Annotated in this window: 12 protein-coding genes; 6 read left to right on the top strand and 6 right to left on the bottom strand. The window is 72.0% G+C overall.

What is annotated here, in order from left to right:
- Positions 1-181: 181 nt before the first annotated feature.
- Entirely contained in the window at positions 182-1,378 is a 1,197-nt protein-coding gene (locus WME89_RS11295; RefSeq protein WP_438011920.1) for a citrate synthase, read from the bottom strand.
- A 282-nt stretch (positions 1,379-1,660) separates the two neighbouring features.
- On the opposite strand from WME89_RS11295, the gene WME89_RS11290 reads away from it, so the two are divergent.
- Positions 1,661-2,950 (top strand): citrate synthase family protein, encoded by a 1,290-nt coding sequence (locus WME89_RS11290; protein WP_437625156.1) that lies wholly within the window; start codon positions 1,661-1,663, stop codon positions 2,948-2,950.
- Between the two features lie 18 nt (positions 2,951-2,968).
- On the opposite strand, the gene WME89_RS11285 is transcribed toward WME89_RS11290, so the two are convergent.
- Positions 2,969-4,906, bottom strand: coding sequence for a potassium transporter Kup (locus tag WME89_RS11285; protein ID WP_438009203.1), 1,938 nt, complete (start codon positions 4,904-4,906; stop codon positions 2,969-2,971).
- A 68-nt stretch (positions 4,907-4,974) separates the two neighbouring features.
- Positions 4,975-5,763 carry a UdgX family uracil-DNA binding protein gene (locus WME89_RS11280; RefSeq protein WP_438009202.1) on the bottom strand — a complete coding sequence of 263 codons (789 nt, stop codon included), beginning with the start codon at positions 5,761-5,763 and terminating at the stop codon, positions 4,975-4,977.
- A gap of 38 nt (positions 5,764-5,801) precedes the next feature.
- On the opposite strand from WME89_RS11280, the gene WME89_RS11275 reads away from it, so the two are divergent.
- From WME89_RS11275 to WME89_RS11260, 4 genes are all read left to right on the top strand, one after another.
- Positions 5,802-6,527: a TetR/AcrR family transcriptional regulator gene (locus tag WME89_RS11275; RefSeq protein ID WP_438009201.1), complete on the top strand. Its 726-nt coding sequence runs from the start codon at positions 5,802-5,804 to the stop codon at positions 6,525-6,527.
- Between the two features lie 396 nt (positions 6,528-6,923).
- The gene (locus WME89_RS11270) at positions 6,924-7,307 is read left to right on the top strand and encodes a hypothetical protein (RefSeq protein ID WP_438009200.1); all 384 of its coding nucleotides are present in this window, start codon (positions 6,924-6,926) and stop codon (positions 7,305-7,307) included.
- 181 nt (positions 7,308-7,488) lie between these two features.
- Positions 7,489-8,163, top strand: coding sequence for a hypothetical protein (locus tag WME89_RS11265; RefSeq protein ID WP_438009199.1), 675 nt, complete (start codon positions 7,489-7,491; stop codon positions 8,161-8,163).
- Positions 8,164-8,389: 226 nt separating this feature from the next.
- Positions 8,390-11,464, top strand: coding sequence for a CheR family methyltransferase (locus WME89_RS11260; RefSeq protein ID WP_438009198.1), 3,075 nt, complete (start codon positions 8,390-8,392; stop codon positions 11,462-11,464).
- A 5-nt stretch (positions 11,465-11,469) separates the two neighbouring features.
- On the opposite strand, the gene WME89_RS11255 is transcribed toward WME89_RS11260, so the two are convergent.
- The 3 genes from WME89_RS11255 to WME89_RS11245 all read right to left on the bottom strand — a co-directional run bounded on the left by WME89_RS11255 (position 11,470) and on the right by WME89_RS11245 (position 13,107).
- Positions 11,470-11,823, bottom strand: coding sequence for a gamma-glutamylcyclotransferase family protein (locus WME89_RS11255; protein ID WP_437625149.1), 354 nt, complete (start codon positions 11,821-11,823; stop codon positions 11,470-11,472).
- A 6-nt stretch (positions 11,824-11,829) separates the two neighbouring features.
- Positions 11,830-12,186, bottom strand: a complete 357-nt coding sequence (locus tag WME89_RS11250; protein WP_438009197.1) for a response regulator — start codon at positions 12,184-12,186, stop codon at positions 11,830-11,832.
- A 534-nt stretch (positions 12,187-12,720) separates the two neighbouring features.
- The gene (locus WME89_RS11245) at positions 12,721-13,107 is read right to left on the bottom strand and encodes a response regulator (RefSeq protein WP_437625147.1); all 387 of its coding nucleotides are present in this window, start codon (positions 13,105-13,107) and stop codon (positions 12,721-12,723) included.
- Between the two features lie 529 nt (positions 13,108-13,636).
- Here WME89_RS11245 and WME89_RS11240 point away from each other — a divergent pair.
- Positions 13,637-15,289 carry a B12-binding domain-containing radical SAM protein gene (locus WME89_RS11240; RefSeq protein WP_438009196.1) on the top strand — a complete coding sequence of 551 codons (1,653 nt, stop codon included), beginning with the start codon at positions 13,637-13,639 and terminating at the stop codon, positions 15,287-15,289.
- The last annotated feature ends 127 nt before the right edge of the window (positions 15,290-15,416 follow it).

Raw genomic sequence — 15,416 nt, 5'->3', positions numbered from 1 at the left:
TGGATCTTTAAATAAGTCCGGTCCGCGGCGTGTCGACCCGGGGGAACCGGCGCCCCTCCGGCGCTGGGCGCTGAAGCCCGGCCAGGACAGCGAGGGCCCCGGCCAGGAAGGCGAGGCCCCTGGGTCGGGGTGTCTACGAGCTCTGCGGCGTCAAGGACGCGAGACCCCTGGGTCAGGGTGTCTACGAGCTCTGCGGCGTCAGCGCGGCGGAGCGGACGCCCGCCGCTCCGGGGACGCCCCCGATGTAGCGGGAGCTCGGCCGGATGAGCCGCCCGGCGCGCCGTTGCTCATCGATGTGCGCGCACCAGCCGGCGACCCTGCCCACCGCGAAGGTCGGCGAGAACAGCGCGCGCGGCAGCCCGAGCGCGTCGAGCAGCACCGCCGTGTAGAACTCGACGTTCGCGCGCAGCGGCCGGTCCGGGTGCCGCGCGCGGAGCGCCGCCTCCGCCGCCCGCTCGACCGCGCGCGCCAGCGCGAGCCGGGCGCCCCGCGCCCCGCCAGAGGTCCGCCCGAGCCGCTCGATCGCCCGCTCGAGCACCGCCGCCCGCGGATCCCTCACCCGGTAGATCCGGTGCCCCATGCCCATGATCCGCCGCCCCGCCCCGAGCTCCGCCTGGACCCAGCGCTCGGCGCTGCCGGCCGGCGGCGCGCCGCCCTCGCCCGTGGCCGCCCCGATCGCGTCCAGCATGTCGAGGACCGGCCCCGGCGCGCCGCCGTGGAGCGGCCCCTTCAGCGCGCCGATCGCCGCGACGACGGCCGAGATCGCGTCCGACCCCGTCGAGGTGACCACGCGCGCGGCGAAGGTCGACGCGTTCATGCCATGGTCCGAGACGGTCACGAGGTACGTGTCGAGCTCGCGCGCCTCGGCCTCGCTCGCCGCCGACCCCCGCACCATCCGCAGGTAGTCGGCCGAGAGCCGGAGCGCCGGATCCGGCGCGACCGGAGCCTCGCCCGCGCGGCGCCGCGACCACGCCGCCGCGAACGTCGCCACCGCCCCGGCGATCGCCGCCGGCGGCGCGTCGCTCCCGAGGTGCGCGACCGCGGCGCGGAGCGCATCCATGCCGTCGCCAGCCTGGAGCGCGTCCCCGAGCCGGCCCTGGAGCGCGAACGCCCGCGCCCGCCCCTCGGCGATCGCCCCCCGGATCGCCTCCCGCTCCGCCGAGGCGGGCAACGCGCCGCCCCAGAGCAGCCCGCACACGTCCTCGAAGGTCGCCCCGCCGTCGCCGGCGAGCTCCTCGACGTCGTGGCCGGCGAGGGTGAGCTTCCCCCGCTCTCCGTCCACCTCCGAGAGCCGCGTCTCCGCCACCACAACGCCTTCCAGGCCGCTCGCGAGCGGCGCCGCCACATCCTTCATCCCGATCACCTCCGCCATGGACATGTTGGGCATCGCATGGAGTTGATCAACCTTGATTGTACAATCAACCATGCACGCTATCGAGGTGCGTCGAGGGTGCCGCCAGCGCGCGCGGTCGAGGTGCCGCCCCGCCCTGACCCGAGAGGCGGAGCGCGCGCCGCGAGAAGACGGCGCGCGCCCGCCACATGAAGAATCCCGAGTTGGACCGAGAGTCGCGGTGCTAGGAGGGACAGAGGACGTCCAGCGGTTCTCGGCGCCGCGCCTCATGAGGGGTGGACGGGATGGATCGAACGTTGATGGGCTCTCATGGTTGATCTACCTGGCTCGGAGCAGCGGGCCTCGGCGTACGTGACCGGCGCCGAGGCCGCGGCGCTGCTCGGCGTGAAGCGGGAGACGCTCTACGCGTACGCGAGCCGCGGCGTGCTCCGGGGCGTGCCAGGCGGGCGAGGGCGCGCGCGGCTCTACCTCAGGGCGGACATCGAGCGGCTCAAGGCGCGGCACGACGCGCGCGCAGGCCACGGCCCGGTCGCCGCCGAGGCGCTCCGGTGGGGCGAGCCGGTGCTCGAGTCGGCGCTCACCGCGATCGGGCCGCGCGGCCCCGTCTACCGGGGCAAGGAGGCGGTCGCGCTGGCGCTCGAGGACGTGCCCTTTGAGGCGGTCGCCGAGCTCCTGTGGACCGGCGAGCTGCCCGCGGAGGGCGCGCCGGCCGCGCGGCCGGCCCGGCTGAGCGTCCGCCCGGCGAAGCTCGCGGCGCTCCTGCCGGAGAGCGCGCCGCCGCTCACCGCGCTCACGCTCGCGGTGCCAGCGCTCGGCGCGCACGACGCGACCCGCCACGTGGGCGCGCCCTCGGGCGACGGGCGCATCCCCACGAGCGACGCGGAGCGGGCCCGGGCGCGCGCGCTCGTGCGATCGCTCGCGGCGCTCGTCGGCCTCGGACGGGACGCGCGCGGGGCGACCGACGCCCTCGAGGCCGAGGGGACGGCGCGGCGCCTGCTCATCGCCCTCGGCGCGAACCCCACGAAGAAGGCCGAGCGCGCCGTGAACCGGGCGCTCCTCGTCTCGGCCGATCACGAGCTGAACGCCTCGGCGTTCGCGGTCCGGGTGGCCGCCTCCACCGGAGCCGACCTCTACGCGTGCGTCAGCGCGGGGCTCGCGGCGCTCTCCGGCCCGCGGCACGGCGGCGCCGCCGACAGGGTCGAAGCCCTGGTCGCCGAGGCGGGCAGGCCCGAGCGCGCAGCCGCCGCGGTCCACGAGCGGCTGCGCCGCGGCGAGCCCATCGCCGGCTTCGGGCACCGGCTCTACCCGGACGGCGACCCCCGCGCCCAGGCGCTGCTCGACACGGCGCGCGCGCTCGCGCCGCAGAGCGCGGCGCTGCGCACGGTGCTCGCGCTCGTCGACGCGCTGCGCGACGCCGGCCACGATCCGCCGTCGCTCGACATGGGCCTCGTGGCGATCGCGGCCGCGCTCGGCTTGCCGGCCGGCTCGGCGGCGGCGCTCTTCGCGGTGGGGCGCGCCGCGGGGTGGATCGCCCACGCGTTCGAGCAGCGGGAGGCGGGGTACATGCTGCGGCCGCGGGCCCGGTACACCGGGCCCTGATCGCCGCGCTGTCGCGCCCTAGAAATTGACCTGCATGCCGAGCTCGACCACCCGGTTCGGCGGCAGCCCGAAGTACGCCGTCGCGGGCCGCGCGTTCCGCGAGATGAAAGCGAACAGCGCCTTTCGCCACCGGGACATCTTCGAGCTCCCCGTCGTCAGCAGCGTCTCCCTGCCGAGGTAGTAGCTCGTCCTCCCGAGGTCGATGTTGAGCGCGTGCCGCTTGCACCCCTCCAGCACCGACGGGGCGTTCGGCGTCTGCATGAAGCCGTAACACGCCGTGACCTGGTAGATGCCCTCCCCCCGCGGGATCACCGTCGTGCGCCGATCCGCGGGCACCTCCGGCACGTTCAGCACCTGGATCGAGAGCAGCACGACCTGCTCGTGCAGCACCTGGTTGTGCTTCACGTGATGCAGCAAGATCGGCGGCGTACCCTCCGGGCTCGACGCCATGAAGACCGCCGTCCCGCGCACCCGGTGCGGCTTCGTGCGCTTCACGTCCTCGAGGAACATGTCGAGCGGCAGGATCGCCGACTTGATCGCCGCCGCGAGGTGCTTGCGCCCCGTCTTCCAGGTCGTCATCACCGTGAACGTCGCCGCGCCCATCACGATGGGCACCCAGCCCCCATGGAAGAACTTGGCGCTGTTCGCCGCGAAGAACGCGAGATCGATCACCAGGAAGAGCCCGGCCAGCGGGAGCGACTTCCACACCGGCCAGCCCCACGTCTTCCGGGTGACCACGTAGTAGACAACCGTCGTGATCCCCATCGTCCCCGTGACGGCGATGCCGTAGGCGGCCGCGAGCGCGCTCGCGTTCTTGAAGGTGAGCACCAGGACGATGCACGAGATCATGAGCCCGCTGTTCACCTCGGGAATGTAGATCTGCCCCGCCTCGTCCTTCGAGGTGTGGACCACCGTGACGCGCGGGAAGTACCCGAGCTGCACCGCCTGCTGCGTCAGCGAGAAGGCCCCGGAGATGAGCGCCTGCGACGCGACGACGGTCGCCGCTGTCGCGATCGCCACCGTGGGGTAGAGCGCCCACGACGGGACGAGCGCGTAGAACGGGTTCGCCGCGGCGGAAGGGTCCTCGAGGAGCTTGGCGCCCTGGCCGAAGTAGTTGATGAGCAGCCCCGGCCAGACGATCGTGTACCAGGTGTACTTGATGGGCTCGCGGCCGAAATGGCCCATGTCGGCGTAGAGCGCCTCGCCGCCGGTGATGCAGAGGACGACCGCGCCGAGGATCAGGAAGCCGTGCACCTTGTTCGCGATGAAGAAGCTCACCGCGTACTCCGGTGAGACGGCCCGGAGCACGCCCGGGCTGTGGAGGATCTCCTTCGCTCCGAGCAGCGTGAGCACGAGGAACCACACGAGCGTCACCGGCCCGAAGACCGTCCCGATCCCGGCCGTGCCGCGCTTCTGCACGAGGAACAGGGCCAGCAGCACGGCGCACGTGATCGGCACGACCGCGGGCTTCAGCGTCGACGTCGCGACCTCGAGGCCCTCCACCGCCGACAGCACCGAGATCGCGGGCGTGATCACGCCGTCGCCGTAGAGGAGCGCCGCGCCGAAGAGGACGAGGAGCACGAGGAGGCCGCGGCCGTCGCCCTTGCGCTCGTTGTTCGGGACGAGCGCGAGGAGCGCGAGGATGCCGCCCGCCCCCTCGTTGTCGGCCCGCGTGATGAACGTCACGTACTTGATGGTCACCACCAGCATCAGCGCCCAGAACATCAGCGAGAGCACGCCCAGCACGTTGGCCGGCGTCGGATCGACGCGATGCGGGCTCGCGGGGCTGAAGCACTCCTTCATCGCGTAGAGGGGGCTCGTCCCGATGTCGCCGTAGACGACCCCGAGCGCCGCGAGCATCAGCGGCCACATCTTCTTCGAGCCGTGCGGGTGCTCGGCCGACGGAGTCGGCGCGGGGTGCGCTGCACCCGGGACCGGTTGTGGGCTTGTGGTCATCGGGGCGAATCCTACTCCATCGCGAGCGCGCGCCGCGAGAACGCGGCGCGCGCCGCCGCGGCGGCGGCTCAGCCGAGCGCGCGCGCCACCGCGGTGAGATCCTCGATGAAACGGGAGAGCTCGGCTTGCCTGGAGTCCTCGTCCGGCATGCGGAGGATCGACGCGGGGTGCACCGTCGCGAGCGTGCGCGGCGCGAGCGGCGACTCGAGGATCCGGCCGCGATCGCGCGTGACCCGGAACGAGCTGCCGAGCAGCGCCTGCGCCGCCGTCGCGCCGAGGCATACCACGATCTCCGGCTGCACCACCGCGATCTCCGCGGCGAGCCAGGGGAGACACGCGCGGATCTCGCGCGCGTCGGGCTTCTTGTGGATGCGCCGCTTGCCGCGCGGCTCCCACTTGAAGTGCTTGACCACGTTGGTCACGTACGCCCGGCCTCGATCGATCCCCGCCGCCTCGAGCGCGCGATCGAGCAGCTGCCCCGCCGGGCCCACGAACGGCTTGCCGGCCAGGTCCTCCCTGTCGCCCGGCTGCTCGCCGAGGAGCAGCACGTCCGATCGCGCCGCGCCTTCGCCGAACACGGTCTGCGTACCCCGCTCCCAGAGCGGGCACGCCCGGCAGCCCGCGGCGGCCTCGCGCAGGCTCGGCAGCGAAGGATGGCTGGGGACCAGGCCCGCCGCCGTCGATTCCCCGGCCCTGGCGTCGCGCCCTGCTGCATTTCGTCTCGCCACCGTCACCATGGTTTTCCGGGCAGCATCGCTCGTGCCAGCACCGGCGGGAGGTGCCCGGACGCGTTGCGTCGCGAGCGTCGCGACGTGGCGCGGCCGAGCCGGCTTGACGGCCTCTGGTGACCTTCCCATAGTGGCCGAGTCCCGCAGACTTTGACCGACCAGTCAGAATGCCCCGCCTCGCCGATCGCCGCGCCAGGATCGAGTTGCTCCGGGCCGCCGAGGCGGCGTTCACCGAGCGTGGCCTCGCGGCCGCGAAGGTCGAGGACATCACCGAGCGGGCGGGCGTCTCGAAGGGCGCCTTCTACCTGCACTTCCAGAGCAAGGACGACTGCTTCAAGCAGATCGTCGAGACGTTCATCGCGCGCCTCGCGGGCTGCGTGGAGCCGCCGCCCATCGTCTTCGAGAGCGAGCGAGCGTCGATCAACGAGTACCTGAAGCGCGTGCTCGCCCACGACATCGAGGTGCTCGAGTTCTGCTGGCAGAACCGCGCGCTGCTCAAGATGATGCTGGCGGGCGGCGGCGGGGCGCCCTACGCCTACCTCATCGACGAGTTCGCTCAGCGCGTCGCGCGCCAGGTGGAGAGCCGCGTCCGGTACGCGATCGACATCGGCCTCTACCGGCGCGATCTCGATCCCAGCGTCATCGCCGCGCTCATCTCCGGCGCCTTCGATCGGCTGGTGCGCAAGCTCATCGGCGCGCCGTCCCGGCCCGACATCGGGGCCTGGTGTTCGCAGGTGCTCCAGCTCTTCACGCACGGCCTGCTCGCCCCGGAGGTGCGCGCCGTCGCTGACCCGTCGGTCACGGAAGCGCCCCCGCACAGCGCGCCGCAAGCCGCTGGCTCTGCCCCGGCGCCGGGCGTCGAGCGCAGGCGCTCGAAGACCAGGGCGACCTGAGGCGCGCGCGCCTGCCCCGCGGTGACCGGAGCCCGGGGTGGTGAGACGAGGTCTGGCGCAGCACCTGGGCCATAGGGAACTTCCCGAACACAGGTCTTCGGCAGGCCAGCGACAGCGTACAGGCGATCCCTGATGCCTGATTCCTCATCGCCCTAGCGTCGGTCAGGCAAAAGCTGAGATACAACGAACTGTCAACGAGGACATTGGCCTCGGGACAGTGAGGGGGTGGGTCGGGGAGCCGGAGGGGAGCCGATCGGAGGACCCGGAGGAGCGCGATCTTGGGGAGCGGTCCTGATTGTTCAGACACGCCACGTCGACCGTCGCGCGCTCTGGCCGGCAGCGTGCCCTTCCCCGGACGGTCCTCCGCCGGAGGACGGCAGCTGTCGAGGGGGCTGTATGAGCACACAGTGGGGTCGTGACAGACGGTTGATCCAGGAGCTGCTCCGGCAGACATGCCGCTCGATCCAGTGGCGTGCCGGCGTCGAGGCGCCGATCGCGGACAGGATCGAGGTCGCCCTCGCCGAGCATGCGCTCCACGTCTCCACCCCGGACGTCGACCTGCGTGTCCAGCTGACCAGGGACTTCGCGCTCGCCATCGCGATCCGCGTGCTCTCCTTCGGCGACGACGCCGAGGAGTCCCTGTGCAAGGCCCTCTGCCAGGACAGGTCGCTGATCGCGGAGCTCGTGAAAGCAGAGTGGCAGCTCGTGCGCACCGCGTGCAGGACCGCCGAGCGAACCGCCGGGAGCCTGGTGCTGCTGACGACGGTACCCGAAGCGTGAGACCGGAGGAGAGGCGCGCGCCGGGAGCTCGCGCGAAGGCTCGCCGCGAGGCCCCGCGGAGACGTGGCGGGCCGGGCAACCGCCCGTTCAACCCGGCTCCCTGGCGAGATGAGACTGAGAGTTGATATCCAGAAGACGGATGAACCCAACATGACGCGATCGGGCCTACGAGGCGAAGCAAATGGCGCCCCAGACCAGCTACAGCATCTACGTTCGCTTCCGGGGCAGGCGGCTCGCGCTCATGAAGCACATCCGCTCACTCGAGACGGCGTGCTCCGCGTTGAGGGCATTGCGAGCAGAGCGGTTCCACGACGCGGATCAGGTGTTTCTCGTCAACGACGCGACCAAGCAGATCGTCGACGAAGACAGATGGGAGGACGCCCGGGAGCCCGGTGCGAGCCGGGAGATCAGGGTCAGCATCTTCACCCAGTCCGATGAGCAGCGCAGGAAGCGGAAGCACCGCGCGGGGAACGAGGCGGCGCGAGCGCTGCGGGGAGGCACGGTGCCCGCGCTGCTCGAGTCGCACGAGGCCGCCTCGGCGGTCGCGGCGCCCGCCGAGCGGTCGGCGCGGGCCGACGACGGGGCGTGGCGCGATCAGCCGGAGAGGAGGTGGTCCAGGGTCGAGAGCCTCGAGCCCCCGCGCACGCGTCTGCGCCGCGCGATGGCGGCAGCGCACGTCGCCCGAGCGCGCCACGGCGCCGCGCTGGAAGCCCTGGCCAGGCTCCAGCCCAGCGGGATGCTCGACGAGGCGACGCTGTTCAGGCTCAGGGATTCCGCCCGCGCGGTGGCCATTCAGTCCACGCACGTCCTGGAGCAGCTCGAGCAGCTGCTCGCTCGCCTGGAAGGCGCGCGCTGACGGGCTCGATGGTGGGCCGCAGCTCCACGCTCACCGCTCTTGGGCGCTCCTGATCTCATAAAAGGATGGATTGCGGACGTCAGACACAGTGTCCAGCGCTCAACTGACACGATGGAACCTGACGGTAGGGTCGTTGACGGTTCGCACACCGCAACCATAGCTTGGTCGTCTTCAGGCCCCCGCGGCAGCGAGGTGCCGGAGGGGGCGACCAACCGTTCAAGCCACAATGCCTGAACACAAGAAGACACGCCGGACGCAATTCAGGGCAACGGGCCAGAGCGACTCCGCGCGCCCGCCCGGCGGGGGGGCTGCGTCGAGGCGCGAGATCGATCCGTCTCCGGGCGCTGGCGGGTCCTCCGCGGCGGGCGAGCCGTATTCCGGGGGCGACCTGCGCTGTCTCGTCGTCTGCGTCGTCGCGGCGGCCGGCGGGCGCAGCGCTGTCGCCGAGCTCCTCCGGCGCCTGCCGAGCAGGGATACCTGCCTCTCCCTCGTGCTGATCTACAGCGAAGATCCGTGGGAGACCCCGCTCCTCGAGCTCGCGACGCAGAGCAGCCCGCTCCCGGTGAGCGAGCTTCGACAAGGGACGAGGCTCATGCCGGGTCACGTCCAGGTCCTGCCGCCCAATACACGCGCGACGCTGGCCGCCGGGTTGAGCGTCGAGCTCGCGCCGCGCGGTGAGGGCGGCGCGAGCCCCGCCGACGTCTTCCTGCGCTCGCTCGCGAGCGAGCTGGGGTCGAGAGCGATCGCCGTCGCGCTCTCCGGCGGCGGGAGCGACGGTGCCCTCGGGCTGAAGGACGTGAAGGCGGAGGGCGGGGTCACGTTCGCGGAGGATCCGCGCAGCGCCGACAGGTCGGCGCTCCCGCGCAGCGCCATCGCCGCCGGGGGCGTCGACTTCACCCTTCGCGTCGAGGAGATCGCGGCGGAGCTCGTGCGGATGGGCCGCCCCGGAAACGCGCTCGCTCCCTGGCCCGCGCACGGGGTCGACCCCGCCCTCGGCAAGCTCTTCGGGCTGCTCCACGCCGCGGTGGGCGTGGACTTCAGCCACTACAAGAAGACCACGCTGAAGCGCCGCATCCAGCGGAGAATGACGCTCCACGGGATCGCCAGCCTCCAGAAATACCTGGATCACCTGCAAGCGCATCCCGGCGAGATCGAGGAGCTCTACCAGGACCTCCTGATCAAGATCACGACGTTCTTCCGCGACCCGGGCACCTTCGCCGCGCTGAAGACGCACGTGTTCCCGGTGCTCATGCACAACAGGCCGCGCGACTGCCCTGTCCGCATCTGGGTGCCGGGCTGCTCGACGGGCGAGGAGGTCTACTCTCTCGCGATCTCGCTGCTCGAGGTCCTCGAGGCCGACGCGAGCGACCACGCCATCCAGATCTTCGGCACCGACCTGAGCGAGGCCGCAATCCAGCAGGCGCGGGCCGGGATCTACGCCGAGAGCCTCGCGAGCGACGTAGATCCCGGCCGGCTGCGCCGCTTCTTCGTCCGCGTGCAGGGCGGCGTCCAGGTCAACAAGTCGCTCCGGGATCTCTGCATCTTCTCGCGCCACAACGCCGCGGCCGACCCGCCGCTCTCGAAGCTCGATCTCATCAGCTGCCGCAACCTGATGATCTACATGGAGCCGAGCTTGCAACGCCGGCTGCTGCACACCTTCCACCAGGCCCTCAAGCCCACGGGCTTCCTGCTCCTCGGGTCGTCCGAGGGCACCGGCGCGATGCCCGACCTGTTCGGGATCGTGGACAGGACCCACAGGATCTTCTGCAAGCGCGCCGCGTCCGACGCGTCCCTCGGGCTCGCCGCGCCCGCTCCGCCGAGCGTGGCCGCGCCGGCGGCGGACAGGCAGAGGAGCCCCGAGGGGCCCAGCATGGACGCGGTGCGCAAGGAGGCCGACGCCATCGTCATGGCGCACCACGCCCCGGCTGGCGTGGTGGTGGACGAGGAGATGCAGATCCTCCAGTTCCGGGGCAAGACAGGGCCCTACCTCGAGCCGGCGCCGGGCGACGCGAGCCTGCACCTCTTCAAGATGGCGCGAGAGGGGCTCCTGCTCGACCTGCGGGGCGCCATCGACGCGTCGATGAGCTCCTGGGCGATGGCCCGCCGGGAGCATGTCAAGGTCAGGCAGGGAGAGAAGCTCCGGTACGTCGACATCGAGGTGTGGCCGCTCAAGGTGCGGCTCCCGCAGGGACGCTGCTTCCTCGTCCTCTTCTCCGAGTCCCGCGCGGCCGGGCTGGACGCGGGCGGCGAGCCGACCCAGAGCGCCCCCCAGAGGGACATGGAGCTCGTCCAGCTCCGCAGGGAGCTCGTCGCCACGAGGGAGTACCTCCAGTCGATCATCGACGAGCTCGAGGCGACGAACGAGGAGCTCCTCTGCGCGAACGAGGAGCTCCTCGCGAGCAACGACGAGCTGCACAGGATGAACGACGAGCTCGAGTCCTCCCACGAAGAGCTCCAGTCGTTGAACCAGGAGCTCACGACCGTCAACGAGGAGCTCCACAGCAGCAACGTCGCGCTCGGGCTCGCCAACGACGAGCTGCAGGACGTCCTCGCCAGCACCAACGTCCCCGTCGTGTTGCTCGACGCCGACCTCCGGATCCGCCGCGTCACCGGCGCGGCGGACAGGCTGCTCGGCCTCGCCGCTGGCGACGTGGGCAGGTCGATCCTCGACGTGAAGCCGAGGAGCTGGGCCGACATCGCGCCGGTCGTCGCCGAGGCGCTCGACACGAGGAGCACCGTCGAGCGGCAGGTCGAGGAGCGCGACGGGCGCTCCTACGTCATGCGGGTCCGCCCTTCCCGGACCTCCGAGGCCGAGGTCGACGGCGCGGTGATCTGCTGGCTGGAGAGCGACGCGCCGAGGCGCGCCGGGCGCGAGCTCGCGGGCACGCGCGAGCGCATCTCCGCCGTGTTCGAGGTCCTGCGCCACCCCTTCCTCCTGCTCGACGGCGAGCTCCGGATCCGGGCGGCCACGCGGCGCTACTGCGAGCTGTTCATGGTCGCGCTCGGCGACATCGAGGGACGGCCGCTCTCGGCCATCGACGCTGGCTGGAACACCCCGGAGCTGGAGCAGCGGCTCCGGGACGTGCTTCAACGCAGCGCCTCCCTGGTCGACCTCCGCGTCGACGCCGTGCTCGCGCGCGCCGGGCGCAAGACGCTGTCGCTCTCCGCCTTCCGCCTCCAGGCCGACGAGGGCGAGCTCCCGGCCCTGCTCCTCGTGGTCGAGGACAGGACCGGCGGCGAGGAGAAGGACGAGGGCGCCCCACCCGGGCTGCGCTCAGCGCGCCGCGCCGGCCCCGACTGACGCGCTCATCGCTGCCGCGCCCGCCAGTCCCCCGACGCGATCCGGGGACGCCCCAGCGCCTGGCCCGCGGGCATCAGGTACGCCTCGCAGCGCGCGCCCCCCTCCAGCGCGATCGCCTCGCGCTGGAAGAGGTCCGGGCAGCCCTCGTAGAGGTCGAGCGAGGCGAGCGTCTCCCGGTCAGGCTCGTAGAGCTCGCCGAGGACCGCGACAGAGCCCCCGCGCACGAGCGCCGGGTAGGCGCCGAAGTCGGCGAGCTCGAACGACCGGGGTGTGCGAGCGGGCCCGAGGTAACGCGCGCCCCCGAGCAGCGCGTGCGAGCGCTCGCCGCGCATCAACGTGCCATAGACGAACAGCGGCACTGCGCCTCACCGGCAGTGCTGTTCGACCGCGGCGAGCAGCTGTTCGAGGTTGATCGGCTTCTTCAGGAACTGCGCCGCGCCGAGCGAGGACACGAACTCGTCGCGCCCGGTCGCCGAGATGATCACCACCGGGATCGAGGCGAGCTCCGGGTCCTTCTTCTGCTCTGCCCTGAACTGCCACCCATCCATGATGGGCATCATGAGGTCGAGCAGGATGAGACCGGGTCTCGGGTCCGTTCGGAGCGCGCTGAGGGCCTCGCCGCCATGCGCCGCCGAGGAGACGGAGTACCCCTCCTCTTGCAGGAGCTCGGCAAGGGTCTCTCGAATATCCGGATCGTCATCGACAACGAGGATCCTCTTCAAGGGAGTGGCAGGCACGGTGCATCAACCACTATGCGAAAGCCTGACGTCGCCGCGAAACAGGGAAAGCCCTGAATCCCTGCTCGGGGTCTGCATGACGAAGATTGTTCTGCGAGGAAGGAGGCGCATGAAGGTCTCTCTGCGGCAGTTGGTGACGCGGTGACGCGGTGACGCGCTGCTGCGAAGTCGCCGCGATGCGGAGCTCGCCCGCGCGGTCACGGTGAAGCCCTGGCGCCGCGCGGGCGGACGGGGCTTGCTCCGGACAGCTCTGGCGGGAGGGTTCAGGCGTGCGCATCGCGGATGTTCGCGGGCATCGAGCGTCGTCGTCCGTCGTCGTCGAGCCGCATGTTACAGCACGGGAGCGCTCCGGCGAAGCCGCTGTGTGGCCGGATCTGCGGCCAGCCAGGGTGAGCATCCGCGCGGCGGGTCGCGCTCCACGCACGTCGCGCGCGGATCGTACCACCGGCGCGATGGAGCGCAGCAGCACGCCGCCCGCCGGAGCGGCGTCCCGGGCGTCTGCGGCGCGGGTGGGCAACGTCAACCACCCTCGCGCGAGGAGCCGAGCACCACCTGCGAGAGGGCGCTCAGCAGCACATCGATGTCCACCGGCTTCGGGATGAGCGCGGCCGCATTCAGCCGCTCGGCGATCGCCCGCATCTCGTGCGGCAGGCGCGCCGAGAAAATCATGAGGGGAGAGGGCGTCCCCAGCCCGGCGACCTCGGCGACGAACCGGTCGGTCGTCATGCCCGGCATCGACAGGTCGAGGAGGACCGCGTGGAAGCGCCGCTCCGCGAGCGCCTCGAGCGCCGCGCGCGCGGTCGCGGTCATCTCGACCTCGTACCCTTCCAGCGTCAGGAGCTCCTCCAGCATCGCCGCGGTGTCGACGTCGTCCTCTGCAACCAGGATCACGTGCTTGCCACGCATGGCTCCCCTCGGCTTTCCTCGGCAGCGGGGGCCGCTCGCCGGGCGGCATGTCCCTGTCTCCTGCTGGCTGGAGCGACGCTCGAGCGGCGCGGGCCCCCACTTCCCAGCAGCCGGCGAGGCGCGGGCAACCGCGATGAAACGCCGGCGCGACGGCGACCGTCGCGAAACGATCTACGCGCGTCGGCTCACGCGCTCCCGAGCGCTCGCTGCGCCGCGCCACGCCGACGACGCCGCGCGCACGCAACCAGACAGACCGCCGCTCCCGCCGGTCCGGTACGCTCCTTTACCCCTCTCCCGCCCTGGGCAGTATGAAAGCCCGACGGCGCTCCGGATGCAAGGAGGGCGGACGGGAAGCCGGCCAGCGCCTGGCAAACAGAGAGCGCGAACGGACTCCCGACAGGGGAGACACCCTGGTAGACTCCCATGGATGCCTGGCGAACGCCGCGTCGCGCTACTCGCGATGGAGCCAACCATGCCGGACGGTGGGGGAGCGCCGTCCAGCCATGGAATCCGTCGTGTCGAAGCCTCTTTGCTCGCCGATCCGGAGCTCGCGGGCGTGCCGATCCACGTGGTCGACGCGCAGACGAGGGATCTCGACGCGTGGGTCGCCGAGGTCGAGGCCGTCGACGCGGACGTGGTCGGCCTCGCCGCGCACGTCTGGTCCTTTCCCACGTTCATCGAGCTCGCGCGCCACCTGAAGCGCAACCGGCCAGGGCGCACGATCGTCCTCTGCGGTCCCCTCGCGCGCCCCGCGATGTTCGCGCTCGCGCCCTGGCGCGACGCCGCCGCCAGCATCGACGCCCTCGTGCACGGCAACGAGCTCACGTTCCGGAACATCGTCCGCCTGAGCGAGCGCTCGCCCGAGGCGCTGCGCACGGTGCCGGGGCTGCACATCTCCACGGCGGACGGCTGGGTCTCCACGGGGGAAGGGCCCTACGTCGCGCCCGACGAGCTCCCCTCGCCGATCCGCATGAAGCTGCTCCCGACCGACCGCATCGTCCCGCTCGAGATCAGCCGCGGCGGGGTCATGAGCTGCCCGACCTGCGGCATCTCGACGGGCGACGCGGCCGCCGGGGTCTTCTCGGAGGCCTACCTCGTCGAGGAGCTGAGCGCGCTCCTCGCGGCGGGCGCCCCAGGCGTGCAGATCGTGGACGCCCCGCTCAACCTGAACACGGAGGCGTTCAGGAACCTCGTGGCGGCGGAGAGGCGGGTCGGCTTCTTCAAGCAGGCGACGCTGATGGCGTCGCTCGATCCGGAGCACGTCCATGACGAGCACCTCGAGTTCCTCCGCGGCGCCGCGCGCGTGTCCCTCGAGGCGCGGCTGCCGCCGCTCACCAAGGACACCGGCGACGGCACGCAGCGCCCGTTCCGGGAGTCGAAGTTCGCGAAGGTGATCGAGGAGCTCTCGGCGTTCACGGACGTCGAGGTCGACATCCTCCTCGGCCTGCCGGGCGACGGGCCGATCACGTTCCGGCGCACGCTCGAGCGCGCGCGCGAGCTCCCGTGCAAGGTCCGCATCTTCCACAGCCTCGTCCTTCCGGACGACCTCATGACCCGCGCGCCCGCGTCATTCGAGCTCCGCTTCGACCCCTTCACGCTGATGATGCGCTCTTGCCTCGGCTGGTCCGAGGACGCGCTCTCTCGCGAGCGCAGCCGCCTCATCGAGATGGCGTACCGCGAGGGCGGAGAGATCACGCCGGACATGTGGTCGTTCCCCGGGCCTCGCGAGATGCGGCGGCCCGCGATGCCGCTGGGCAGCGGCGTGGTGCCGCCGGGCGGGGAGATCCGGGTGGAGGGCGCGACGACGCTGGCGCCGGCGGGGCAGGACCTGCAGCGCGTGCTCGAGCTCGGGATCAAGGAGGCGACGTCCGGCGGGTGGACCTTCGTCGAGGCCTCGGCGCGCCCGGGCGAGATCGTCGTCATCATGAAGACGCGCGACGGCGCGCTGGTCGTCGAGATGCGCCCCGCCTCGCCCACGGAGAATGCCTACAAGGTCGTGGATGGCGTCGCGTTCGGCTACCGCTCGCCGCGCGGCGCGAAGATGAGCGACGGCGCGCTCCGCCTGCTCGATCGCGTCCTCCAGCGCCTCCACGCGCCTGCGCGCACGGCGCTAGGCCTGTCGACGCAGGACGGCGGCCCCGGCTCGGCGCGGGTGCGGCGCTTCCGCGCAACCCCCTCGTGACGCCCTGGCGCAGCCCGCACAGCGCCTGACGCCGGGCGCTGCGCGCGCCTGATCTCGGCCCGTCACGACCTGGCCTTCACGGTCCGGATCGCGCGCGCGTCGCCGTCCGGAGGGCTCAGCGTGAGGG

It is taken from the genome of Sorangium sp. So ce321 (assembly GCF_051530195.1).
Lineage (GTDB): Bacteria > Myxococcota_A > Polyangia > Polyangiales > Polyangiaceae > Sorangium.
This window is presented reverse-complemented; position numbering and strand designations above follow the sequence as displayed.